Annotated in this window: 26 protein-coding genes; 12 read left to right on the top strand and 14 right to left on the bottom strand. The window is 59.7% G+C overall.

What is annotated here, in order from left to right; all coding sequences use genetic code 11:
• Positions 1-7: 7 nt before the first annotated feature.
• Positions 8-172: a hypothetical protein gene (locus tag ACZRMS_RS08475; protein ID WP_463994952.1), complete on the top strand. Its 165-nt coding sequence runs from the start codon at positions 8-10 to the stop codon at positions 170-172.
• 128 nt (positions 173-300) lie between these two features.
• Complete coding sequence (locus tag ACZRMS_RS08470; RefSeq protein WP_463994951.1) at positions 301-1,635, top strand: dicarboxylate/amino acid:cation symporter; 1,335 nt, start codon at positions 301-303, stop codon at positions 1,633-1,635.
• 242 nt (positions 1,636-1,877) lie between these two features.
• Here ACZRMS_RS08470 and ACZRMS_RS08465 read toward each other — a convergent pair whose 3' ends face one another.
• Positions 1,878-2,372: a SprT family zinc-dependent metalloprotease gene (locus ACZRMS_RS08465; protein WP_463994950.1), complete on the bottom strand. Its 495-nt coding sequence runs from the start codon at positions 2,370-2,372 to the stop codon at positions 1,878-1,880.
• Between the two features lie 178 nt (positions 2,373-2,550).
• Positions 2,551-3,153, bottom strand: coding sequence for a Yip1 family protein (locus ACZRMS_RS08460; RefSeq protein ID WP_463994949.1), 603 nt, complete (start codon positions 3,151-3,153; stop codon positions 2,551-2,553).
• A gap of 267 nt (positions 3,154-3,420) precedes the next feature.
• Here ACZRMS_RS08460 and ttcA point away from each other — a divergent pair, with 267 nt between their 5' ends.
• Entirely contained in the window at positions 3,421-4,245 is an 825-nt protein-coding gene (gene ttcA / locus ACZRMS_RS08455; protein WP_463994948.1) for a tRNA 2-thiocytidine(32) synthetase TtcA, read from the top strand.
• A gap of 19 nt (positions 4,246-4,264) precedes the next feature.
• A complete protein-coding gene (locus ACZRMS_RS08450) occupies positions 4,265-4,936 on the top strand; it encodes a DNA-3-methyladenine glycosylase I (RefSeq protein ID WP_463994947.1) in 672 nt (223 codons plus the stop codon).
• A gap of 105 nt (positions 4,937-5,041) precedes the next feature.
• Here ACZRMS_RS08450 and ACZRMS_RS08445 read toward each other — a convergent pair whose 3' ends face one another.
• From ACZRMS_RS08445 to arsC, 3 genes are read right to left on the bottom strand one after another with little or no spacing between them, the layout of a single operon-like run.
• On the bottom strand, positions 5,042-5,455 hold the full coding sequence (locus ACZRMS_RS08445; protein ID WP_463994946.1) for a DUF2069 domain-containing protein: 414 nt from the start codon (positions 5,453-5,455) through the stop codon (positions 5,042-5,044).
• Entirely contained in the window at positions 5,448-6,053 is a 606-nt protein-coding gene (wrbA, locus tag ACZRMS_RS08440) for an NAD(P)H:quinone oxidoreductase (RefSeq protein WP_463994945.1), read from the bottom strand. The genes ACZRMS_RS08445 and wrbA overlap by 8 nt, the downstream gene beginning before the upstream one ends.
• Positions 6,050-6,403 (bottom strand): arsenate reductase (glutaredoxin), encoded by a 354-nt coding sequence (gene arsC / locus ACZRMS_RS08435; protein ID WP_463994944.1) that lies wholly within the window; start codon positions 6,401-6,403, stop codon positions 6,050-6,052. The genes wrbA and arsC overlap by 4 nt, the downstream gene beginning before the upstream one ends.
• A 126-nt stretch (positions 6,404-6,529) precedes the next feature.
• Between arsC and ACZRMS_RS08430 the strand changes: the two genes are divergently transcribed.
• A complete protein-coding gene (locus ACZRMS_RS08430) occupies positions 6,530-6,994 on the top strand; it encodes a redoxin domain-containing protein (RefSeq protein WP_463994943.1) in 465 nt (154 codons plus the stop codon).
• 76 nt (positions 6,995-7,070) lie between these two features.
• On the opposite strand, the gene ACZRMS_RS08425 is transcribed toward ACZRMS_RS08430, so the two are convergent.
• The 4 genes from ACZRMS_RS08425 to ACZRMS_RS08410 form a co-directional block, all read right to left on the bottom strand.
• Complete coding sequence (locus ACZRMS_RS08425; protein ID WP_463994942.1) at positions 7,071-7,475, bottom strand: META domain-containing protein; 405 nt, start codon at positions 7,473-7,475, stop codon at positions 7,071-7,073.
• Positions 7,472-7,909 carry a hypothetical protein gene (locus ACZRMS_RS08420; RefSeq protein ID WP_463994941.1) on the bottom strand — a complete coding sequence of 146 codons (438 nt, stop codon included), beginning with the start codon at positions 7,907-7,909 and terminating at the stop codon, positions 7,472-7,474. Before ACZRMS_RS08420 ends, ACZRMS_RS08425 begins: the two co-directional genes overlap by 4 nt.
• Before the next feature lie 51 nt (positions 7,910-7,960).
• Positions 7,961-8,950 carry a 2-hydroxyacid dehydrogenase gene (locus ACZRMS_RS08415; protein ID WP_463994940.1) on the bottom strand — a complete coding sequence of 330 codons (990 nt, stop codon included), beginning with the start codon at positions 8,948-8,950 and terminating at the stop codon, positions 7,961-7,963.
• A 77-nt stretch (positions 8,951-9,027) separates the two neighbouring features.
• Positions 9,028-11,793 (bottom strand): response regulator, encoded by a 2,766-nt coding sequence (locus ACZRMS_RS08410; RefSeq protein ID WP_463994939.1) that lies wholly within the window; start codon positions 11,791-11,793, stop codon positions 9,028-9,030.
• 202 nt (positions 11,794-11,995) lie between these two features.
• On the opposite strand from ACZRMS_RS08410, the gene ACZRMS_RS08405 reads away from it, so the two are divergent.
• Both ACZRMS_RS08405 and ACZRMS_RS08400 read left to right on the top strand, forming a co-directional pair.
• The gene (locus tag ACZRMS_RS08405) at positions 11,996-12,724 is read left to right on the top strand and encodes a response regulator transcription factor (RefSeq protein ID WP_463994938.1); all 729 of its coding nucleotides are present in this window, start codon (positions 11,996-11,998) and stop codon (positions 12,722-12,724) included.
• Entirely contained in the window at positions 12,714-14,069 is a 1,356-nt protein-coding gene (locus ACZRMS_RS08400; protein WP_463994937.1) for a histidine kinase sensor domain-containing protein, read from the top strand. Before ACZRMS_RS08405 ends, ACZRMS_RS08400 begins: the two co-directional genes overlap by 11 nt.
• On the opposite strand, the gene ACZRMS_RS08395 is transcribed toward ACZRMS_RS08400, so the two are convergent.
• Entirely contained in the window at positions 14,064-14,819 is a 756-nt protein-coding gene (locus ACZRMS_RS08395; protein WP_463994936.1) for a hypothetical protein, read from the bottom strand. The genes ACZRMS_RS08400 and ACZRMS_RS08395 overlap by 6 nt on opposite strands.
• 153 nt (positions 14,820-14,972) lie before the next feature.
• Here ACZRMS_RS08395 and cysM point away from each other — a divergent pair, with 153 nt between their 5' ends.
• The 5 genes from cysM (at position 14,973) to ACZRMS_RS08370 (ending at position 21,117) form a co-directional block, all read left to right on the top strand.
• Positions 14,973-15,875 (top strand): cysteine synthase CysM, encoded by a 903-nt coding sequence (gene cysM, locus ACZRMS_RS08390; protein WP_463994935.1) that lies wholly within the window; start codon positions 14,973-14,975, stop codon positions 15,873-15,875.
• Complete coding sequence (gene rlmD, locus ACZRMS_RS08385) at positions 15,875-17,227, top strand: 23S rRNA (uracil(1939)-C(5))-methyltransferase RlmD (protein WP_463994934.1); 1,353 nt, start codon at positions 15,875-15,877, stop codon at positions 17,225-17,227. Before cysM ends, rlmD begins: the two co-directional genes overlap by 1 nt.
• A gap of 119 nt (positions 17,228-17,346) precedes the next feature.
• Positions 17,347-19,599, top strand: a complete 2,253-nt coding sequence (gene relA / locus ACZRMS_RS08380) for a GTP diphosphokinase (protein WP_463994933.1) — start codon at positions 17,347-17,349, stop codon at positions 19,597-19,599.
• 116 nt (positions 19,600-19,715) lie between these two features.
• Positions 19,716-20,549: a nucleoside triphosphate pyrophosphohydrolase gene (mazG, locus tag ACZRMS_RS08375; RefSeq protein ID WP_463994932.1), complete on the top strand. Its 834-nt coding sequence runs from the start codon at positions 19,716-19,718 to the stop codon at positions 20,547-20,549.
• A gap of 22 nt (positions 20,550-20,571) precedes the next feature.
• Complete coding sequence (locus ACZRMS_RS08370) at positions 20,572-21,117, top strand: DUF2058 domain-containing protein (protein ID WP_048358883.1); 546 nt, start codon at positions 20,572-20,574, stop codon at positions 21,115-21,117.
• A 132-nt stretch (positions 21,118-21,249) separates the two neighbouring features.
• Here ACZRMS_RS08370 and ACZRMS_RS08365 read toward each other — a convergent pair whose 3' ends face one another.
• The 4 genes from ACZRMS_RS08365 to purM form a co-directional block, all read right to left on the bottom strand.
• Positions 21,250-21,432 carry a hypothetical protein gene (locus tag ACZRMS_RS08365; protein ID WP_019827733.1) on the bottom strand — a complete coding sequence of 61 codons (183 nt, stop codon included), beginning with the start codon at positions 21,430-21,432 and terminating at the stop codon, positions 21,250-21,252.
• 271 nt (positions 21,433-21,703) lie between these two features.
• Positions 21,704-22,417, bottom strand: a complete 714-nt coding sequence (locus tag ACZRMS_RS08360) for a DUF3108 domain-containing protein (protein ID WP_463994931.1) — start codon at positions 22,415-22,417, stop codon at positions 21,704-21,706.
• A gap of 8 nt (positions 22,418-22,425) precedes the next feature.
• Entirely contained in the window at positions 22,426-23,076 is a 651-nt protein-coding gene (gene purN / locus ACZRMS_RS08355) for a phosphoribosylglycinamide formyltransferase (RefSeq protein ID WP_463994930.1), read from the bottom strand.
• Positions 23,076-24,134: a phosphoribosylformylglycinamidine cyclo-ligase gene (gene purM, locus ACZRMS_RS08350; RefSeq protein WP_019827729.1), complete on the bottom strand. Its 1,059-nt coding sequence runs from the start codon at positions 24,132-24,134 to the stop codon at positions 23,076-23,078. The genes purN and purM overlap by 1 nt, the downstream gene beginning before the upstream one ends.
• Positions 24,135-24,181 lie beyond the last annotated feature (47 nt).

The raw sequence follows: 24,181 nt of genomic DNA, 5'->3' as shown, positions 1-24,181 counted from the left end.
CGTTGCGTTGATCGACGAGGCGGATATCCGCCATCTCGCCGGCCTCAACGAGCTGAATGGGCGGGATTCCGCCAAATCCTGTCCTGAAAAAATTGTCCGTAATTTCCTGCAAGACCAGGCTGTACAGGCCATAGGGGCGCTTTTCCCCAATGTGGCCCACGGCTTGCAATAAGTGCGAGAGGTCTGCCGTTAGAGCAGCTCGACACAACAAATCCCTCCAAGTACAGGAGGGTTCGCGCTTTGGGCATCACCGGTCTCAGATGGAATGATGACGGGGTGGTGCACTTGAGGAACTTTGCAATGACGACTCGTCAGCCACTGTACAAATCCCTGTATGTGCAAGTAATCGTAGCGATCGCTATCGGTATTTTGCTGGGCCATTACTACCCGCAAACCGGTGTTGCACTCAAACCGCTGGGTGATGGTTTTATCAAACTGATCAAGATGGTCATCGCGCCCATTATTTTCTGTACGGTGGTGAGCGGTATTGCCGGCATGCAGAGCATGAAGTCGGTCGGCAAGACCGGCGGCTATGCGTTGCTCTACTTTGAAGTGGTATCGACCATTGCCCTGTTGATCGGGTTGGTCGTCGTCAACGTGGTTCAGCCTGGCGCTGGCATGCACATTGATGTTGCCACGCTGGACGCCTCCAAAGTGGCGGCCTACGTTACCGCAGGCGCAGACCAGAGCATCGTTGGCTTCATCCTCAACGTGATCCCCTCGACCATTGTGGGCGCCTTTGCCAATGGCGACATCCTGCAAGTCCTGATGTTCTCGGTCATCTTCGGTTTTGCCCTGCATCGCCTGGGTGCTTACGGCAAGCCGGTGCTGGACTTCATCGACCGCTTCGCCCACGTGATGTTCAACATCATCAACATGATCATGAAGCTGGCGCCACTCGGTGCGCTGGGTGCAATGGCCTTCACCATCGGCGCCTACGGCGTGGGTTCGCTGGTGCAGTTGGGGCAGTTGATGATCTGCTTCTACATCACCTGCGTGCTGTTCGTGCTGATCGTGTTGGGCGGCATCGCTCGCGCTCATGGCTTTAGCGTACTCAAGTTGATTCGCTACATCCGTGAAGAGCTGCTGATCGTTCTGGGGACATCCTCTTCAGAATCGGCCCTGCCGCGCATGCTGGTGAAGATGGAGCGTCTGGGCGCGAAGAAATCGGTGGTTGGTCTGGTGATCCCGACGGGCTATTCGTTCAACCTGGACGGTACTTCGATCTACCTGACCATGGCGGCCGTGTTTATCGCTCAGGCGACTGACACCCACATGGACATCACGCACCAGATCACTCTGCTGCTGGTGCTGTTGCTGTCGTCCAAAGGCGCTGCGGGTGTGACCGGTAGTGGTTTCATCGTGTTGGCAGCAACCCTGTCGGCTGTAGGCCACTTGCCGGTAGCTGGTCTGGCGCTGATCCTGGGCATCGACCGCTTCATGTCCGAAGCCCGCGCGCTGACCAACCTGATCGGTAACGCAGTCGCTACCCTGGTTGTGGCCAAGTGGGTGAAAGAGCTGGACGTTAACCAACTGCAAGCAGAGCTGGATTCCGGTGGTCGTCCACTGGAAGACACCCGCCCTGAAGATGACCTGGGTGTGGCTGAAGGCCCGGCCCCGGTGTTGCTCAAGTAAAACCGAGCGCATAAAAAACCCATCTTAGGATGCAATGCTGTTCATTTATAGAGCAACGCTACTCAATTGTGGGAGCGAGCTTGCTCGCGATGGTCTTCAGAGCGACGCATTTACTCAGTAAATACGCGTCATCGTTTACGACCATCGCGAGCAAGTCGAACCGTCGCACCGCCGCGCCCACAGAGTTAGAGATCGCTTAAGTGAACAACATTGCATCTTAGGATGGGTTTTTTTATGCCTGCTTATTCGACCCGGGTCTGGCCGCTGAACACCAGCGTCTGGCGGCAGCGTCGGCACAGGTAGCCGCGACCCTGCCTGACCAGGGCGTGACGCTGGGCCGAGAACGGGAAGTCGCTGTCCGGGCATGGGCAGCGGTAGATGTAGCGCGTGGCGCTACGGCGCTTGATTGCGTAGGTGTGGCAGCGATTGGGCGCCAGTTCGTATACCCCGCGCATGATCAGCTGCCACTCTTCGCCATGGGCCGAGATGCTGTCGCCAAACAGTTGGTGGGCGATCAGATGCGCGACTTCGTGAGCGACGGTTTGCTTGAGGAAATCTTCGCTGTTTTCGCGGTACAGCTGCGGATTAAACCGCAGCAGATTTTCATGCAGATGGGCCACGCCGGCTTTTTGCCCGCGCAGCTTGAAGTTGACCACGGGGCGTTTGAAGGGACGTTTGAAAAACACTTCGGCCTGTTGGAAACAGTCTTCGACGCGGGTATTGAGCAACTCGGGCATGCGGTTCGGTTCTCCAGAGCCGGCGATTATGCCGCAAGCCGTGGGTGTTACGAACCTGTTGGCGCCCAATGGTCTACCGGGACGCATACATGAGCCCGTGGGAGCGAGCCTGCTCGCGAAGGCTCAAGTGTTATCGACCTTCGCGAGCAGGCTCGCTCCCACAGGGTTCAGGCTTGGATCAGTTGGTATACACCGGCCCTACGCCCAGCCCCCAGACAATCACGGTAAACGCCATGATCGCGACCAGGACTACCAGACCTACCGCCAGTACCGAGCTTGAAAACAGAAAGCCTTCGTCCGGGTCGATACTCATGAACGTCGGCAGGCCCACGTACAGCAAGTACACCGTGTAGCAAATGGCGGCAGTGCCGACCATCATGCCCAGCCACATATGCGGATACAGCGCTGCCAGCCCGCCGATAAACAGCGGTGTTGCGGTGTAGGTGGCAAAGGCCACGCAACGTGGCAGGCTCGGTTGTGCATCGTACGTGCGCGCCATCCAGTGAACGAACGCGCCCATCACGCCGACACCCGCCAGCATGGCGACGTAGGACATGAGGGTCATCCACAGTGCGCTGTCCAGGGTCAGCATTACCGGCGCGCGACTGCCGATGACCCAGCCCACCTGTGTTGTGCCGATAAACGCGGAAATGGCCGGTATCGCGGCCAGGATCAATGTGTGAGTGAGGTACATATGGCCGATGCTTTCTTCGGCATCGCTACGGATTTCACGCCACTCTTGATCGGGGTGGGTGAAAAGGCCCACAACGTGATGGATCATGGCTGCTGCTCCTGTATAAGACGCATCGCACCCAGGGGGACGCGTGCCGGTCGCGCATCCAGAACCTATGAACAAACAAGTGGGGGTGCGGCCTTAAAACGAGTATAGGAAAACTGTCGACCAATAAAGTCGGCCCTTTAGAGCATATTGTGCTGTCAGATACGTGCTTATCGCATTGGCGTCTTTAGGGGGCAAAGGGGTTCGTCGGTTGAGGTTTTTTCGGTAAAATCTCCGACTTTTCGTCTTAACTCGCGGATTTCAAGCGTTATGGGCACTCACCCGGTCTCTCAAATCAAACTCCAGAAACGCCTGCGTCGCTTGACCGGTGAGGCTGTGGCCGACTTCAACATGATTGAGCACGGCGACAAGGTGATGGTTTGCCTGTCGGGCGGCAAGGACAGCTACACCTTGCTCGATGTGCTGCTGCACCTGCAAAAGGTCGCGCCCATCCAGTTCGCAATCGTGGCCGTGAACATGGACCAGAAGCAGCCGGGCTTCCCCGAGGACGTGCTGCCGGCCTACCTCAAGTCGCTGGGCGTGGAATACCACATTGTTGAAAAAGACACCTACTCGCTGGTCAAGGAGCTGATCCCTGAAGGCAAGACCACCTGCTCGCTGTGTTCACGCTTGCGCCGAGGCACCCTGTACACCTTTGCCGACAAGATCGGCGCGACCAAGATGGCCCTGGGGCATCATCGCGACGACATCGTTGAAACCTTCTTTCTCAATATGTTCTTCAACGGCACCCTCAAGGCGATGCCGCCCAAGCTGCGCTCCGATGACGGGCGCAACGTGGTGATACGGCCGCTGGCGTACTGCAACGAGAAGGACATTCAGGCCTACTCCGACCTGCAGCAGTTTCCGATCATTCCATGCAACCTGTGTGGCTCGCAGGAGAACCTGCAGCGCCAGGTCGTCAAGGACATGCTTCAGGACTGGGAGCGCAAGACGCCGGGCCGCACCGAGAGTATCTTTCGCAGTTTGCAGAACGTTATCCCGTCGCAACTGGCGGACCGTAACCTGTATGACTTTGCCAGCCTGAAGATCGACGAAAGTGCCGCGTCGCGGTTCGTCAACTTGCTGAACCTGTAAATTGCCAAGAGGAAAGGGCATGCGCGACTACAAATGGCTGCACGAGTACTGTTTGAACCGTTTTGGTTCGTCAGCCGCGCTGGAAGCCGAACTGCCCGTTCCGAGAACCCCGGAACAATTGCGTGAGATCAGTGATGACCGCTACCTCTCTACCCTGGCCCTGCGCGTCTTTCGTGCCGGGCTCAAGCACAGCGTGGTGGATGCCAAGTGGCCGGTGTTTGAAGAAGTGTTCTTTGGCTTTGACCCGGAAAAAGTCGTGCTCATGGGGGCCGAACATCTGGAGCGGCTGATGCAGGATGCGCGGATCATTCGCCATCTGGGCAAGCTCAAAAGCGTGCCGCGCAATGCGCAGATGGTGCTCGATATCGCCCACGAACACGGTAGCTTTGGCGCGTTTATCGCGCAGTGGCCGGTGACCGATATCGTGGGTTTGTGGAAGTACCTGGCCAAGCATGGGCATCAGTTGGGCGGTTTGTCTGCGCCCCGGTTTTTGCGCATGGTGGGCAAGGACACCTTCGTGCCGAGCTATGACGTGGTAGCCGCTTTGAACGCGCAGAAGCTGGTGGACAAGGCACCTACCAGCCTGCGAGACCTGGCGATCGTGCAGAACGCCTTCAACCAGTGGCACGCCGAGAGCGGCCGGCCGATGTGCCAGCTGTCACAGATGCTGGCGTTTACGGTGAATCACTGATCCGGCCCAAACCTGTGGGAGCGGGCTTGCTCGCGATGTGGACAACGGGGTCTGTCAGACAAGCCGCAGCAATCCCATCGCGAGCAAGCCCTCTCCTACAAATACTTACGCGCCTTCACCCGCCAATCGACGATCCAGCTGGTAACGCCAGCGCACATACAGCATTGCGCTGACAAACACCGCCACGCTGGCGGCAATTTCCAGCAGGCCGAACACCTGGCGGTTCGGGTCGAACGCGGCCAGCGCCCCTTTGATCAGGTACAGGTTGACCACATAGCAGGTGAACGAGTGCCCCCGTGCGCTGCCCATGAGCATGCCCGGTACCAGAAACATCAACGGCACCAGTTCGATCAGCAAAATCACCCACGGGCGTGCGCCGTGCAGGTCGGCAAACACCAGGTAATACGCGGTCAACAAACCGATCAGGCCGAAGAAGCACACCAGGCTCAAGGAGCGCATCAGCCGCACCCGTGGCTCCAGCCACTCGATGGACGGCAGCACTTTGGGCTTTTTAGCCACGGGTGTTCTCCAGTTTCAGGGCGATGGTGGCCAGGCGCTGACCCAAGGCCCGGCACAAGCTGACTTCGTGTTCGTCCAGCCCGCGTTTGCCGTCGGCACCTGCGTGATGGCTCGGGCCGTAAGGCGTGCCGCCTGCCGTGGTGTGCAGCAAGGCCGATTCACTGTACGGCAGGCCGGTGACCAGCATGCCGTGGTGCATCAACGGCAGCAGCATCGACAGCAAGGTGCTTTCCTGGCCACCGTGCAGGCTGGCGGTGGAGGTGAACACCCCGGCCGGTTTGCCGACCAGAGCGCCGGTCAGCCACAGGTTGCTGGTGCCATCCAGAAAGTATTTAAGCGGCGCCGCCATATTGCCGAAACGGGTCGGACTGCCCAGGGCCAGGCCTGCGCAATTTTTCAGGTCGTCGAGGCTGGCGTACATGGCGCCTTCGGCAGGAATGCCCGGGGCAACGGCCTCGCACTCGGTGGAGATGGCGGGTACGGTGCGCAGGCGAGCTTCCATGCCGCCTTGCTCGATACCACGGGCGATTTGCCGGGCCATCTCGCTGGTCGAACCATTGCGGCTGTAATACAGAACCAGAATGTAGGGCGCGCTCACGGCAGGATCTCCAGGACTTTTTCAGGTGGGCGGCCAATGACGGCCTTGTCACCGGCGACCAGAATCGGGCGTTCGATCAGCTTGGGGTGCGTGGCCATTGCGTCGATCAGCTGCGCCTCGCTGAGGCTGCTGTCTGCCAGATTGAGGGTTTTGTACTCTTCCTCGCCGCTGCGCAGCAGTTGCCGTGCGCTGATGCCCAGTTTGGCCAGCAGGTCGCGCAGTTGGGGGGCGTCCGGCGGCGTGTCGAGGTAACGCACCACTGTGGGTGTCAGGCCCCGGGCTTCGAGAAGTTCGAGCGCACCGCGGGATTTCGAGCAGCGCGGGTTGTGATAAAGCGTCAGATCGGTCATGTGCGGGTCGCATCTTGCGTAAGGTGGCGGCTATTCTACCCGCCTGACGGGCGCGCCTGAACCGTATGCGGTAAATGGCCGCCGTCTGATGGTTTTTTGTTTGTATTCACCAAGAAGGATCAATGCATGTTAAAGCGACTCATGGCAGTAGCCGCCGTCACCGCCACCTTGCTGCTGGCGGGCTGCGGGAATGATTATGGGGTCGATCAGCACGGACAGAAGATCGCATCGGAGCGTCTGGACAAGCAATGGAAGGTCATCAACTACTGGGCTGAATGGTGCGGGCCGTGCCGGATTGAAATCCCTGAGCTCAATTCGCTGGAAAAACAGCTGCAGGGCCAGTCGGTCGGGGTGTTCGGGGTGAACTTCGATGGTTTGCAGGGCAAGGAACTGAGCGACGCGAGCACCGCGCTGGGGATCACATTCACCGTGCTGGCGCAGGACCCGGCTGAAGCGTTTGATCTGCCGCGCAGTGAAGCATTGCCCGTGACCTACATCATTGATGAGAAGGGCAAGGTGCGTGCGACGTTGATGGGCGAGCAGACGGCGGCCGGCGTGTTGGCCAAGATCAAGGAATTGAAGGGGGCTTGAGGGCCCTGAACCTTGTAGCTGCGGGAGCGAGCCTGCTCGCGAAGATCATTCGCGAGCAGGGGGGCATGCGGCTGAATCAGCCTTCTTCAGGCCACAGCCGCAACGGCTTGCCTTCGGCCGGCCAGAAACGCACCTGCTCGATCGGCGAGATGTCCCAGCGTTGTACGGTTTGCAGGGCCTCGAAGAATCGATGCTCCTGCTCCATCAACGCCGGAGCACAGGCTTTGCGGGTGCTGCCCACGCCACCGAAGGTCAGCTTGTCGCCGTCCAGGGTGTAAGGCGCGAACCAGTGATTACAACCGCCACTGCCGTAGGCCCGGCCAGCATCGTCCAGGGTTACGGTCAGGTGGCTGCTGTCGATCAGGGGCCGTTCGCCGATCCACTCCAGTACGTAGGTGTGGTTCTGCTGCAACTTGACCGGATCACCTGCGCAGCCTGCCAGGCTCGCGCCCAGCAATACCAGTAGGGTCAGGTGTTTCATAGCGCGGCCTTTTGGCATTGAGGGCACACATGCTTGCTGCCTTCAGTGCTCCAGCCCAGTTCGGCAATACGCGCGGTCGCTGCCGGTTTTTGCGCCTTGGTGCCGAGTTTGGCGTCGACCGCGAACTCGAACTTCAGCTCTTTGGCGCAAACGTCGCAGTTGACCTGCCACTCATGAATCGCCAACTCGCCGAAAACAGGCCCTTTGGTCACGGCAACCCATTGGCCGCGCGGGTTGATCAGGTGGCGGACCTTGTCGACGGTCAGGCGCATGGACAAGTCCTTGCTGCCTTTGAGGGTCACAATCAGCACGTCACCGGTCTGAATCGAGCCGCCGTTGCCGGTGACTTGATACAGGCCTGGCGCCAGGGCGCGGCATTCAATCAGGGTGTGCTGCGGGTTAAGCAGGCTGTAGCGAAAATCGTGTTCGACCATGGGTCCTCCAAATAAGTCGCTATGCTAGCACGCAGGCATCAAACCCCAAGATCAACCTTCAATGAGGTTTTGCGGGGTACCGTTTTTCCAGGCCTCGATATTGTTCAGCGTGGTGCCGGCAATGGCACTCAGCGCTTCGCGGGTCAGAAACGCCTGATGTGCAGTGATGATCACGTTGGGGAAGGTCAGTAACCGCGCCAGCACGTCATCCTGCAAGGGCAGGTCGGAGCGGTCTTCGAAGAACAGCTGGGCTTCTTCCTCATATACATCCAGCCCCAGATAGCCCAATTGACCGCTTTTCAGCGCATCGATCAGCGCCGGGGTGTCGACCAGCGCGCCGCGTCCGGTGTTGATCAGCATGGCGCCGTGTTTGAGCGTCGCCAGCGACCGGCTGTTGATCAGGTGCTTGTTGTTGGCGGTCAGCGGGCAGTGCAGGGAAATGATGTGGGAGCCGGCCAGCAGTTCGGGCAGGCTGACGTACTGCGCGCCCAGTGCCAGCAGATCGGCGTTTGGATACGGGTCGAAGCACAGCAGCTTGCAGCCGAAACCGGCCATGATCTTGCCGAACGTCGCGCCAATCTGGCCGGTGCCGACCACGCCCACGGTTTTGCCCACCAGATCGAAACCGGTCAGGCCGTGCAGGGTGAAGTCGCCCTCGCGGGTGCGGTTGTAGGCGCGGTGCAAGCGCCGGTTAAGCGCCAGAATCAAGGCCACGGCATGTTCGGCCACCGCGTGTGGGGAGTACGCCGGCACCCGTACCACGCTCAGGCCCAGGCGTTTGGCGGCAGGCAGGTCCACGTGGTTGTACCCGGCCGAGCGCAGGGCAATCAATTGTGTACGGCCAGCGGCCAGTTGCTCCAGCACCGGAGCGCTCAGGTCATCATTGATAAAGGGGCAGACGACTTCGTAGTCATGGGCCAGCGCTGCCGTGTCCAGTGTCAGGCGCGCCGGCTGAAAGTGCAGCTCATTGCCGTCGGGTTGCGAGGCCGCGGTGAAACTGTCCTGGTCATAGGTCTGGCTGCTGAAAAGAATCGTGCGCATGGGGCTTCCTTGGTGGGTGGGCCTGAACTGTGTAGCCGCTGACGAGGTAAGAGGCTGCGGCTACAGATTTATCGATTTCAAGCGCTACTGCGTGCCTCTTTGGCCAGGCGGGTGATGGCCAGGTCCAGTTCGTCGAGGGCGGCGCCGGCGTTGGGGCTGGCTTGTTTGAGCAATGTCTCGCTGCGCTGGCAGGCGGCGCGCAATTGCGGGACGCCGCAGTAGCGCGTGGCGCCGTGCATGCGGTGGACCCGTTCGATCAGCGCATTGTTGTCCTTGGCGTTGCGGGCCTGCTGGATGGCTTCGCGGTCAGCTTCCAGGGAGGCCAGCAGCATGGCAAGCATGTCTATGGCCAGGTCCGGCTTGCCGGCGGCCAGGCGCAGGCCTTCTTCGTGGTCGAGTACGGGCAGTTTGGTGCTGTGGCGGGCAGGTTCGTGGTGGCTTTCGCTGACCTGATTGCGCAAGGCCAGCCCCGTCCACTTCAGCACCACCTGGGCCAGTTGGCGTTCGCTGATCGGTTTGGTCAGGTAGTCATCCATGCCGCTTTGCAGCAGGGCACGTTTTTCGTTGGCCATGGCGTGGGCGGTCAGCGCGACAATCGGCAGCGGCGTGCAGTGACGTTCGCTTTCCCACTGACGCAGGACTTCGGTGGTTTCGCGGCCGTCCATGCCGGGCATCTGTACATCCATCAGGACCAGATCGAAGTCTTCGGTCTTGACCGCGTCGATGGCGGCATAGCCGCTGTCCACGGCCGTGACTTTGGCGCCCATGCCTTCAAGCAGGGTCTGCACCAGCAGCAGGTTGGCCGGGTTGTCATCGACACACAGGATACGCGGCGCCCGGCTGGCCAGCAGCTCGCCGGGTTCGGCCCGGGGCTGGCGCGGGTTGATCAGGTCGGCCAGGGCCCGGCGCAATTTACGGGTGCAGGCAGGTTTGGCCTGAAGCTGGCTGTGGGGGTTGGCCACGGCGGTGTTGAACAGGCCCTGCTCGGTGGTCGGGCACAGCACCAGCACTTTGCAGCCCATGTGCTCCAGGTCCCAGATGTGCTGGCTGAGGCGCTCGGGCGGGGTGTCATTGGCCGTGACCCCCAGTACCGCCAGCTCAATAGCCTGCGCAGTCTGATGGGCGCCGGTCACGCAGTTGGTGAGGTTCTCAAGGGTGGTGCAGGGCGTCACGTCCAGCCCGCAGTCTTCGAGCTGATGGTGCAAGGCCTGGCGCGCCAGGTCGTGTTTTTCCAGAATCGCCACGCGACGGCCCTGCAGCGGGGCACCTGGCAGGTCCTCGACATCATCGCGGGCCTTGGGCAGCTTGACGCTGATCCAGAACACCGAGCCTTCGCCCGGCGTGCTTTCAACGCCGATTTCGCCGCCCATCTGCTCGACCAGTCGCTTGGAGATCACCAGCCCCAGCCCGGTACCGCCGGGTTGGCGGGACAGCGAGTTGTCAGCCTGGCTGAAGGCCTGGAACAGTGCCCGGATATCCTGGGCGGTCAGGCCGATGCCGGTGTCCTGCACGCTGATACGCAGTTGCACGCTGCCGTCGGTTTCGTTTTCATCCTGGTCTTCAAGCATGGCCCGCACGGCAATGGTGCCTTCGCGGGTGAACTTGATGGCGTTGTTGACCAGGTTGGTGAGGATCTGCTTGAGTCGCAGCGGGTCGCCAATCAGCGACAGCGGGGTGTCTCGATAGACCAGGCTGACCAGCTCCAGCCCTTTGTCGTGGGCCGAAGGGGCGAGGATGGTCAGGGTGTCCTGCAACAGGTCGCGCAGGTTGAACGGGATACTGTCGAGCACCAGCTTGCCGGCTTCAATTTTCGAAAAGTCGAGAATCTCGTTGATGATCCCGAGCAGGTTGTCGGCCGATTTCTCGATGGTATTGAGGTAGTCGAACTGGCGTGGAGTCAGCTCGCTTTTCTGGAGCAAGTGGGTAAACCCGAGGATGCCATTGAGCGGCGTGCGGATTTCGTGGCTCATGTTGGCCAGGAATTCGGACTTTATGCGGCTGGCTTCCAGGGCCTCCTTGCGGGCCAGGTCGAGCTCCAGGTTCTGGATTTCAATGGTTTCCAGGTTCTGGCGCACGTCTTCGGTGGCCTGGTCGACACTGTGTTGCAGTTCTTCCTGGGCATTTTGCAGGGTTTCGGCCATGCGGTTGATGCCCGACGCCAGCTCATCCAGTTCATGACTGCCCAAGGGCGGCAGGCGGGTTTCAAGGTGCCCGTCCTTGAGTTGCGCCACGGCCTGTTTGATATGACCGATGGGGGCATTGATCGTGCGACTCATGCGCAGGGCCAGCAGGGTGGTCAGCACCAGCCCGGTGACGATCAGCAGCAAGCTGGCAAACAGGTTGCGGTAACTGCGCAGCAGCATGCCGTTGTGGGACAGCTCAAGCTCGACCCAGCCCAGCAGGCGATGGGCTTCATTGGGGATCACATCCCCGGCCAGGTTGCGATGACGGCCAAACACCGGCAGCAAATAGCGGGTGGCATCGTTGTCGGTGCGTTGTTGCAGGTGCGTGCTGCTCCCCAGGGGGGCCTGGTTGAGCATGATCGGCCCGGCATGGGCGAGAGGCTCATGGTTGGCGTTGAGGAACGCGACGGCCCGCACATCCTGTTGTTCCAGGGATTCGGTGGCGATGCGCGCCAGCAGTGCGGTGTCATGCCGGCCCATGGCAGGGGCTACCAGGGGCGCGAGCTGCTCGGCGATCATCTCACCGCGTTGCAGCAACTGTGATTGCAGCTCGGACTGTTGCAGCCAGGTGAAGTAGCCGCCAAGTACGCAGGTCATCAAGCTGACGGGCAATAGTGTGAGCAGCAATACGCGGCCTTTGATACCGAGGTTTTTAAGCACGCAACTCTCCAGCCCTGCATTCTTTTAAGAGTGACCCGGGCATCCCGCTCGGGCCAGGTGGCAGTGTAGCCATATGGTGCATGGCAAATCTTTGTAAATTTGCCATCAATTTCGGTTTATCGGCACCGTTAAAGCCTGCGCCGGTTGCCCGCAGTGGCTCAATCTTGAATAATCGCCGATTGAGAATGACTTGCAGACGCTAATGAATCCCGTACCTGTTAGCCCGTCGCGCCTTTTGACCATTGAAGACGACCCTGTCCTGGGTGCCTACCTGCACGAGCAGTTGCTGCGGTGCGGGTTTGACGTTATCTGGTGCCAGAACGGCCAGGAGGGTTTGGCCCTGGCCCGGCAAGAACACTTTGACGTGGTGCTGATGGACATTCTGCTGCCCGGCATGAACGGCCTGCAGGTATTGACGCAATTGCGCCGGACCCATGCCTTGCCGGTGATCCTGATGTCCGCGCTGGGTGCCGAGGCCGACCGCATCAGCGGGTTTCAGCTGGGAGCGGATGATTACCTGCCCAAGCCGTTCAGCATGGCCGAGCTGCGAGTGCGCATCCAGGCCATCTTGCGTCGCGTGGCCCTGGATCGCATGCCCGGCGCCCGGGTGCCGCAGGATCAGCCGGTGGCCGGCACCGGGCTGTATTTCGATGAAGACACCTGCGACGTGTGTCATGAACAGCTTTGGGCGGGGTTGACCCGCAGCGAGTACCGCCTGCTCGATACCCTGCAGCGCAGTGCCGACGAAGTGCTCAGCAAGGCTTTCCTCTATCAGCAGGTGCTGCAGCGTGGCTATGCGGCCCACGACCGCAGCCTGGACATGCACATCAGCCAGATCCGGCGAAAACTCAAAACCATCGGCTACCACCAGCGCGAAGTGCGCACGGTGTGGGGCAAGGGTTATGTCCTGAGTGCCAGCGATGCCTTGTAGGGTGCCCGGCAAAAATTCGGTGTTCTGGAAGCTGGCGTGCCTGCTGGTGGTCTTCTGTTTGCTGATGATCTGGCTCAGTTGGTCCTGGGGCCGTTACATGGACAAGCGCACCGGCTTTTTGTCGGAGCAGGCCCACGCCACGCTGGTGCGCTATGCCGGTGAGGCCGAGCACGCCTGGGAGACCGGCCAGCAAACGGGTGTCGACCAGTGGTTGCAGACGATGGGGCAAAGAGAGCCCGGCTGGGTAGGGGTCATTGGCCAGGATTTGCAATCGCTGAGCAGCTACCCGTTGAGCGACCGCGAAAATGAGCGATTGACCTTTTTACGCGGTCTGGACTGGCCCATCAGCCACATCAAGACGGCGCGTCCCTGGCTCAAGGTGCCATTCCCCAGGGACCCGTCGGCGGGCAGTCTGGTGATCGAGTTGCCGCAGCGTTTCATGCCGGGGCGCTCGCAGATAATGTGGCGGATTGTCACTAACGGCGTGATCCCCGGCTTGCTGACGCTGCTGTTGTGCGTGGGCCTGTACCGCGTGCTGATCGTGCCGCTGAATCATTTGCGCGAACAGGCCAACGCGTGGCGGGCCGACCAGTTGGGGGCCCGGCTGTCGAGCCAGACCACCGGGCGTCAGGACGAGCTGGGCGAACTGGCGCGGGCGTTCGATCAAATGTCCGAACGCCTGCAAAGCACGGTCTCGCAACAGCAGCAATTGCTCCGGGACTTGTCCCATGAACTGCGTACGCCCTTGAGCCGTTTGCGGGTGGCCTGTGACAGCGAACAGGATCTCGAAGCCCTGCGCGAGCGCTTGAGCCGTGAAGTTGACGGCATGCAACGGCTGGTCGAAGACACCCTGCAACTGGCCTGGCTGGATGCCGAGCGCGGGCAGTTGCCCGTGGAAGACATTCAGGTTCAGGCGTTGTGGGAGATGCTGACCGAGAATGCCGGTTTTGAAAGCGGCTGGGCGCAATCGCGGTTGCCGTGTTTTGTGGACGCCGATTGCTGGGTGCGCGGGCATCTCAATGGCCTGGCCCAGGCTATGGAGAACATCTTGCGCAACGCCATCCGCCACTCGCCGCCAGGGGGCATCGTCAGTCTGAATGGCCAGCGTGAAGGCGACGAATGGCACCTGTGGCTCGACGACGAGGGCGGCGGCGTGGCGCCCGAAGAGCTGGAGCGGATTTTCGCGCCCTTTACCCGGCTGGACGGGTCGCGCCCCGGGGATGGCGGTTTTGGCCTGGGCCTGAGCATTGCGCGCAATGCGCTGCGGTTGCAGGGCGGGAGTTTGTGGGCCTCGAATACGGATCGAGGCTTGCGGGTGAATATTAAATTGATGGGCCGATTATGAAGGCCTGGAAACAATGAGGGATATGCCGGTTTTGTAGTATCCCAGCATTTTGCAGATGGCTTGTTTGGCGTCCGCGTTCAATTGTTCGAAGTTCTTATGGTTGGTGCCCGTATCCGGGTTCATATAGCTGCCGTCACTTCTATGGACCACCCAATGCAAACTAACGGGAACCCCGACAATGGAAACGGCCAGTGCTTCAATCTTGATCTGGTTGGGTTCGATTTTTATGGGGCAGTGTTCTATGGGGCAGCCCATGCCGGAAAGTTTCATTCGGGCATCCGGGTAAATCCAGTTCAGCGCTTTTGAAAATACTCCCGGGTTTTCCTCTGCTCTTACATCAAGCCCGAGCATCCTGGCGGCTGTGACAATGCCATCTGGCATCGTGAAGCCCACCAGATCCATGTCACTTTGTTGTTTTGGATAGGTGGTACTGCCGCTGGTTATTTTCAATAAGTCAGTTTCGCAGCGTAAGTTCAGCTCTAGTGTATTGATGCCCTTTCGTTCCGACAGTGAGCCACGGTATGCCGGTAAATGTGTTACTCCCAGCTCTTTTGCGGCACACAGCAGACTGACAGCGCCACAGCCAGTTTTGTAGAACTGCTCCCTGGCCAGGTGTTGAGCAGGCGCTGAGGGGGCAATATGAGTAATGTCACCAGAGGGATGGGCGGTGGGTGATGCAATTGATTCGGTTCTCAAGAGCGTTTTTCTCCATCGGTTTACCTGTGTTTTCCATTGCTTATTGGAAGTCACGGCGCATCGGGTTCCAGCGCCCATTGCGGTTGCAAGTTACGCAAGTGATTCCATTTATAACCATTCGCCATAAGCACCGCACTTTGCGTGATATGGGCTGTCGGCGTTTGTCGGTATGATGTGCGGCCCCGCGGTCTGGATTGCGAATACGCCATGACATTGCAGTACCCAACTATCGCCGATTGCGTCGGCAACACTCCGCTGGTGCGCTTGCAGCGCCTGGCCGGAGACACCACAAACACCTTGTTGCTCAAGCTCGAAGGGAATAACCCTGCCGGCTCGGTCAAGGACCGCCCGGCTCTGTCGATGATTGCACGCGCTGAAGGGCGCGGGCAGATCCAGGCCGGCGATACCCTGATTGAAGCCACCTCGGGCAATACCGGGATTGCACTGGCCATGGCTGCTGCGATCAAGGGCTACAAGATGATCCTGATCATGCCTGACAACTCCAGTGCCGAGCGCAAGGCGGCCATGACCGCGTATGGCGCCGAACTGATCCTGGTCAGTCAGGAAGAGGGCATGGAAGGCGCCCGCGACCTGGCCGACAAGATGCAGGCCCAGGGTCTGGGCAAGGTACTCGACCAGTTCGCCAACGGTGATAACCCCGAAGCGCACTACACCGGCACCGGCCCGGAAATCTGGCGTCAGACCAACGGTACGATCACCCACTTCATCAGTTCGATGGGCACCACCGGTACCATCATGGGCGTGTCGCGCTACCTCAAAGAGCAAAACCCGGGCGTGCAGATCGTCGGTTTGCAGCCGATGGAAGGCTCCGCCATTCCGGGCATTCGCCGCTGGCCGCAGGAATACCTGCCCAAGATCTACCAGGCCGACCGGGTTGACCGGATTGTCGACATGGCCCAGCGCGAGGCCGAAGACGTCACCCGTCGTCTGGCCCGTGAAGAAGGCATTTTTTGTGGTGTGTCCTCGGGTGGAGCGGTGGCAGCGATGCTGCGCTTGAACCAGGAAGTTGAAAACGCGGTGATGGTCGCGATCATTTGCGACCGGGGCGATCGTTACTTGTCGACTGGTATTTACGATGAGCCTAATTGATGGCTAAGCAAGAAAGAGGTCTGCGCTTCCAGCCTGCTGGCGGCACCAAGGCCCCGCAAGTGCCCACGGGCAAAAAGCAGCGTTTGAGCATCGAGCGGCTGGCCAACGACGGCCGTGGCATCGCCTTTGTCGAAGGGCGTACCTGGTTTGTGTCGGGAGCCCTGGCCGGCGAAGAGGTTGAAGCCCGGGTGTTGGGGGCTCACGGCAAAGTCGTTGAGGCCCGCACCGAGCGTGTATTCAAGGCCAGCGACATTCGCCGCGTGGCACCGTGCGCCCATGCGGGCAAATGTGGCGGTTGCAGCGTGCAGCATTTGCCCCATGAGGAGCAGCTTGCACTCAAACAGCGCATGCTGGCCGAGCAACTGTCCCGTGTGGCCGGTGTCGAACCCCTGGAGTGGGCGCCGCCGCTGACCGGGCCAGAGTTCGGCTATCGCCGCCGGGCGCGCATTGCCGTGCGTTGGGATGCGCGGGCCAAGCGTCTGGATGTGGGGTTCCGGGCTGCCGGCAGTCAGGACATCGTGGCCATCGATCACTGTTTGGTTCTGGTACAGGCTTTGCAACCTATCATGACCGGCCTGCCGGCCATGTTGCGACAACTGAGCAACCCGAAGGCCCTGGGCCATGTCGAGTTGTTCAGCGGTTCGGCGATTGCGGTTTTGCTGCGTCATATGGCACCGCTCAACGATGCCGACATGCAGGTTCTGCAGGGTTTTTGCCTGACCCATAACGCCCAATTGTGGCTGCATGGTGAAGGAGAACCACAGCCGGTCGATTTGACCGGGACCCTGGGCTACCGTCTGGAACAGTGGGACCTGGGGTTGGCGTATCGCCCCGGTGATTTTGTCCAGGTCAATGCCGGCGTCAACGAAGCCATGGTGGCTCAGGCAATAAAGTGGCTTGCTCCACAAGCTGACGAACGGATTCTTGACTTGTTCTGTGGGCTGGGTAACTTCGCTTTACCGCTGTCGCGTCAGGTGCGCGAGGTGGTGGCAGTTGAAGGTGTTGCGACCATGGTCGAACGCGCGGCGCAAAACGCGGTCAGTAACAACCTGCATAATGTAGCGTTCTTTCAGGCTGACTTGTCGCAGCCGCTGGTGGATGCAGCCTGGGCCAAAGAGGGTTTTTGTGCCGTACTGCTCGACCCGCCCCGCGACGGCGCCTATGAAGTGGTACGCAAGCTGTCTGGCCTGGGTGCCAAACGTTTGGTGTATGTGTCGTGCAACCCGGCCACGCTGGCGCGCGACACGGTTGAGTTGATGAAACAGGGTTATCGGTTAAAACGTGCCGGAATCCTCGATATGTTTCCGCAAACAGCACATGTCGAGGCGATGGCGTTATTCGAAGCAGACTAGGACGGTCTGTCTATTTCGACAGGCCCGCGACCCGCGCAGATATGCCCTGTGGCGCGCGGTCGGGATTAGGGCCTGTGATTTCGGCGCATTGAATCTGCGCTGTAGGGAAGGTAAGCAAGATGGTACAGGTCAGAGCACACCAGCCGATCAACACCGACGGCAGTCTCAACCTCGAGGCATGGCTCGATCATGCGGTGAGTGTCGATGTGGCGCTTGACCGTGAAGCCTTGAAAGAAGCGTGTGAGTTTGCGCGCGAGGTCGAGCAGCAAGCCAATGCGGCGAAAAACCTGTGGGCCGAAGGCACATCCAGCTTTCGCACCGGGTTGGAAATCGCCGAGATACTGGCCGATCTGAAACTGGATCAAGACTCTCTGGTTGCCGCGATTCTTTATCGTTGCGTGCGCGAAGGGCAGGTATTGTTGCCTGCGGTCAGTCAGCGCTTTGGCCCGGTGGTGGCCAAGCTGATTGATGGCGTACTGCGCATGGCGGCCATCAGCGCCAGCCTCAGCCCCCGCCAATCCATGGTGCTGGGCACCCAGGGTCAGGTCGAAAACCTGCGCAAGATGCTGGTTGCCATGGTTGATGACGTGCGTGTTGCACTGATCAAGCTGGCCGAACGTACCTGCGCCATTCGCGCAGTCAAGAATGCCCCGGACGAGAAGCGCAACCGCGTCGCCCGTGAGGTGTTCGATATTTATGCGCCATTGGCGCATCGCCTGGGCATCGGCCATATCAAATGGGAGCTGGAGGACTTGTCCTTCCGCTATCTGGAGCCCGAGCAGTACAAGCAGATTGCCACCTTGCTGCACGAGCGCCGTCTCGATCGCGAGCGCTTTATCAGTGATGTGATGAACCAGTTGCGTACTGAGCTGGTGGCCACCGGTGTTGACGCGGATATCAGCGGTCGGGCCAAGCACATCTACTCCATCTGGCGCAAAATGCAGCGCAAGGGCCTGGCTTTCAGCCAGATCTATGACGTGCGTGCGGTGCGGGTGCTGGTGCCGGAAATGCGCGATTGCTACACCGCGCTGGGCATCGTCCACACCTTGTGGCGTCACATCCCCAAAGAATTCGACGACTACATCGCCAACCCCAAGGAGAACGGCTACCGCTCACTGCACACTGCCGTGATCGGCCCTGAAGGCAAGGTTCTTGAGGTGCAGATCCGCACCCACGCCATGCACGAAGAGGCCGAGTTGGGGGTGTGCGCGCACTGGCGCTACAAGGGCACCGACGTCAAGGCCGGGTCCAACCAGTACGAAGAGAAAATCTCGTGGCTGCGCCAGGTGCTGGAATGGCACGAAGAGCTGGGCGACATTGGTGGCCTGGCCGATCAGTTGCGGGTCGATATCGAGCCGGACCGGGTGTACATCTTTACCCCGGACGGGCATGCCATCGACCTGCCCAAAGGTGCAACACCGCTGGACTTCGCGTATCGGGTACACACCGAAATCGGCCATAACTGCCGCGGCGCCAAGATCAACGGGCGCATCGTGCCGCTCAACTACAGCCTGCAAACCGGTGAGCAGGTCGAGATCATCACCAGCAAGCACGGTACGCCGAGCCGCGACTGGCTGAACCCGAACCTGGGTTACATCACCACGTCGCGCGCGCGGGCCAAGATCGTTCACTGGTTCAAATTGCAGGCCCGTGACCAGAACGTCGCTGCCGGCAAAACCATGCTTGAGCGCGAGCTGGGGCGTTTGGGCCTGCCAACGGTGGACTTCGAGAAGCTCGCCGACAAAGCCAACATGAGAACCGCCGAGGACATGTATGCGGCGCTCGGTGCGGGTGATTTGCGCCTGGCGCAACTGATCAACCTGGCGCAGCAACAGGTCGAGCCGGAGCGCGGCAGCGAGCAGATGGAGCTGATACCGCGCAAGGCCACGGGTTACAAACCGGGCAAGCGTGGGGATATCCAGATCGAAGGCGTCGGTAACCTGCTGACCCAGATGGCCGGCTGCTGCCAGCCGCTGCCGGGGGATGCGATTGTCGGTTACATCACCCAGGGCCGTGGCGTGAGCATTCACCGTCAGGACTGCGCCTCGGTGCTGCAACTGGGCAGCCGGGAGCCGGAGCGGATAATCCAGGTCAACTGGGGACCGATCCCGGTGTCAACCTATCCGGTCGACATCGAGATCCGCGCCTACGACCGTTCGGGCTTGCTGCGTGACGTGTCCCAGGTGCTGCTCAACGAGCGGATCAACGTACTGGCGGTCAACACCCGCTCGAACAAGGAAAACAACACCGCGTTGATGACCTTGACCATCGAGATCCCGGGCCTGGATGCGCTGGGGCGTTTGCTGGGGCGTATCTCGCAGTTGCCCAACATTATCGAAACCCGCCGAATAGGGCGTAGCGAACCACGCTGACCACTTGTGGGGGCGGGCTTGCTCTCGATGCAGACAACTCGGTACATCTGGTTTGACGAGGTGATGCCATCGCGAGCAAGACCGTTCCCGCAAGGCGGTGTGTAAAAGGATTATTGATGTACAGCCTCGACGACCTGCTGCACCTCATGGCCCGTCTGCGCGACCCGCAGTACGGTTGCCCATGGGATATCAAGCAAACCTGGGCAACGATCGTGCCTTACACCCTGGAAGAAGCCTATGAGGTCGCCGACGCCATTGAGCGCGGTGACTTCGAGCATGTGCAGGGCGAGCTGGGCGATTTGCTGTTCCAGGTGGTGTATTACAGCCAGCTGGCCCGTGAAGAAGGCCGCTTTGAATTTGCCGGGGTGATTGACAGCATTACCCGCAAACTGATTCGTCGTCATCCCCATGTGTTCCCAACCGGCGATCTGTATGCGCCGCTGGACGTGCCGCGCCTGAGCGAAGAGCAGGTCAGGCAGCGCTGGGATGAGATCAAGGCCGAGGAGCGCGCGGAAAAATCCTCAGCCCCCGAGCAGTTGTCCCTGCTCGATGACGTGCCGGTGGCATTGCCTGCCTTGTCCCGTGCAGCCAAGTTGCAAAAGCGTGCTGCCCGGGTCGGCTTTGACTGGCCAGCCGCGTTGCCGGTGCTGGACAAGGTCCGTGAAGAGCTGGATGAAGTGCTGGAAGCCATGGCGGACAACGATTCGGCGGCGATTCATGACGAGATCGGTGACCTGCTGTTTTCGGTGGTCAACCTGGCCCGCCATCTCAAAGTGGACCCGGAAACCGCCTTGCGCGGGGCCAATTCCAAATTTGACCGACGTTTCCGGTTTATCGAGCAGGCATTGCGCGATACCCTGCGTCCCATTGAAGACTGCACCCTTGAAGACCTGGACGCCCTGTGGGGCGAAGCCAAGCGCCAGGAAAAGAATTTACCCAGCTGCGGCTGAGTTTGCCTAAGTGAGTAAGTAGATGAGCATTTCCCTACGCGACCAGTTGCTCAAAGCCGGACTGGTCAACGAGAAGCAGGCCAAACAGGCCGGCAAAGAAAAGCAAAAGCAGCAGCGTCTGGCCCATAAAGGTCAGATCGAGCTGGACGACACCCAGCAGCGTCTGGCCGCCGAAGCCAAGGCCGAGAAGGTCAAGCGCGATCAGGAGCTGAACCGTCAGCAACAGGAGAAGGTCGAGCAAAAGGCCCGTGCCGCGCAGATCAAGCAATTGATCGAAGTCTCGCGCTTGCCCAAGCTCAACACCGAGGACTATTACAACTTTGTTGACGACAAGAAGGTCAAGCGCCTGTCGGTCAACACCTTGATGCGCAACAAGCTGGCCAATGGCTCGCTGGCGATCGTGCAGCATCAGGGCGGTTACGAAGTGATCCCCCGTGAAGCTGCGCTGAAGATCCAGGAGCGCGACCCGCGCCGGATTGTTCAGCTCAACATCCTGGTGGAGTCAAAAACGCCGGAAGAAGACGATCCGTACGCGGCCTATCAGATCCCCGACGATCTGATGTGGTAACCGCAAACTGACAGGTAAGCCGGGCTGCTGCCATCGCGAGCAAGCCTGCTCGCACAGGGTTTACGGTACCCCGTACAAAACAAACCCCGCTTCGGCGGGGTTTGTGTTTTTCAAGTCTGTAGTTGCTGTCGTTCAGGCCTGGCGTTTTTGCGCTTCCAGCTTTTCCAGCTCAGCCTTGTAGCTGTGAGCGTCGCTTTCGCGGTGGAACATGCCAACCAGCACGTCTTCCTGATGCACGTCCCACAGGTGCACACCGTGGGCTACAAGCTGGTGGAACATACGTGAATCGTCGCGTTCAGTTACTTTGATAGTCATCTGCTTGCTCCAAATTCTGATAAGGGCCTGCGGCAAGGCGTCGCAGGACTCCTTTATAGAATCTGTTAGCTTCCTAAGTAAATAGCTGATTGTCGCGCTGTCATCTTGTTAAAAACCGTCAAACCCTGCAGCCCTTGAATCACGTGGTGTTTACGGATTTGGTCGATAGTTTTATGACAAAAGTTTCATGTTTCGGGGCTGTTTTCAGGCCCAAAAAAACCCCGCCGAAGCGAGGTTTTTGTCTTGCAGCTTGCAGCTCAGGGCTTACCGATCAGTTGCCCTTGACCGCTTTGCCGTTCACCGTGCCGTCCAGCAGCATGATGTTGTATTCCTTGCCGTCTTTTTCGACCTGACGCAGTTTGACCAGCAGCGAACCCCAGCTCTTGGCGAACCACATTTCTGTGATGCGCTTGTTCTGTGTCGGATCGCGTACGCGCTCAACCTTGATCGCATCTACCTTGCCGGCCTTGGTTTCGACCACTTCAGGGCCGATAACACGGAAGTCATAGGTGTCTACGTCGTTACCATCAACCACCTGGTAGCTCATGGACTTCTTGCCGGCTTCCACATCGCGCTGCAAAGCCAGCTGGTAGGTGGACTTGTCGAGCATGCCCGTGAGCAGTGGCACTTTAACCGGATCGCCCTGATCAGTGCCGGTCACCATTTTGGTGGCCCAGTCAAAATCCAGATCGATCTTCTTGGCTTTGCCCAGGCCGCCACGTTCAAAATGATAGGTCAGCGGGATCAGCGCGTCCTTTTCAATTTTGAGGGTGCTTTCTTCGTTCAGGCTGGCCACCAGCATCGAGGCCTTGAAGTTCAAGGTCCAGATGCCTTTGTCGTTTTTGGTCAGGCTACGCTCGGCAGAACCGCTCATCGGCAACTGTTTCCAGTCGGCGGTGTAGCTGGCTTTGAATGGCTGGAGTTCGGCCGCCTGCACTGCTGGGATAGCCAGCAGGCTGAGGGCGAGAAGCAGGGCACGACGCATAATTTCTCCTAGATTCGTATCAAGTGGCCGCTGGCCGCGAGTAATTGACCGTCCAATAATGCGCCTTGCTCGTCAAGAGACAAGCGACCTTCGGCAAACCAGCGCACTGCAAGCGGATAAATCCGGTGTTCCTGGGCGTGAACCCGTTGTGCCAGACTGTGTGGCGAGTCATCTGACTCTACCGGTATCACTGCCTGTACGACCAGAGGCCCGCCGTCGAGTTCCTCGGTCACAAAGTGCACGCTGCAGCCGTGTTCGCGATCCCCCGCTTCCAGCGCGCGTTGATGCGTGTGCAAGCCTTTGTATTTGGGCAACAGCGAAGGGTGGATATTGAGCAGGCGACCCTGATAGTGACGCACGAAGTCAGCGCTGAGGATGCGCATGAATCCGGCCAGAACCACCAGTTGCGGGTTGAAGGTGTCGATGATTTCGATCAGTGCAGCATCGAAGGCCTCGCGGCCCTCGAATGCTTTGTGATCCAGTACGCGGGTTTCGATACCCGCGTCTTTGGCGCGTTGCAGGCCGTAGGCATCTGCGCGGTTGGAGATTACCGCGCGAATCCTGGCCGGGCTGTCCTTGACGTCATTGCTGTCGATCAAGGCCTGCAAGTTGCTGCCGGTGCCGGAAAGCAGCACTACTACATCACAGGTATCAGGCATTAGTGCGCCTTGAGGTTTTGCAGCTCAACTTGTGGAGCGCCTTCAGCGGCGGTTGCGATCTGGCCGATGACCCACGGTTGCTCGCCTGCTTCACGCAGTACGTTCAGCGCGGTTTCAACGTCAGCCTGGGCTACGCAGATCACCATGCCAACGCCGCAGTTCAGCACGCGGTGCATTTCGTTTTCGTCCACGTTGCCTTTTTCTTGCAGCCAGTCGAAGACTGCAGGGCGCTGCCAGCTGGCAACGTCAACTACCGCTTGAGCGCCTTTTGGCAAAACGCGCGGGATGTTGTCGAGCAGGCCACCACCGGTGATGTGGGCCATGGCTTTGACAACGCCGGTTTCCTTGATCAGCTTGAGCAGCGGCTTGACGTAGATACGGGTCGGGGCCATCAGCAGATCGGTCAGCGGCTTGCCGTCGAGCTGGATGTTTTCGATGTCGGCACCGGACACTTCGATGATCTTGCGGATCAGCGAGTAACCGTTGGAGTGCGGGCCCGAAGAAGGCAGGGCGAGCAGGGCGTCGCCGGCAGCAACCTTGGAGCCGTCGATGATTTCGGATTTTTCTACAACGCCGACGCAGAAGCCGGCCAGGTCATAGTCTTCGCCTTCGTACATGCCCGGCATTTCAGCGGTTTCGCCGCCTACCAGCGAGCAGCCGGACAATTCGCAGCCAGCGCCGATACCGGTAACCACCTGGGTTGCGGTTTCTACGTTGAGCTTGCCGGTGGCGTAGTAGTCGAGGAAGAACAGAGGCTCTGCGCCGCATACGATCAGATCGTTAACGCACATGGCAACCAGGTCGATACCGATGCTGTCGTGTTTGTTCAGGTTCAGTGCCAGGCGCAGCTTGGTGCCTACGCCGTCGGTGCCGGAAACCAGAACAGGCTGCTTGTAGCCAGCCGGAATTTCGCAGAGGGCGCCAAAACCGCCGAGGCCGCCCATCACTTCCGGGCGTGCAGTGCGCTTGGCCACGCTCTTGATGCGTTCGACCAATGCTTCACCGGCGTCGATGTCTACACCGGCGTCTTTGTAGCTCAGGGATGGTTGCTTGCTCATAATCCAGGCCTTTAGGGGGGATTCGGGGGTATCGACCGAGTTCAGGG

The sequence above is a fragment of the Pseudomonas sp. B424 genome, from assembly GCF_055408345.1.
This window is presented reverse-complemented; position numbering and strand designations above follow the sequence as displayed.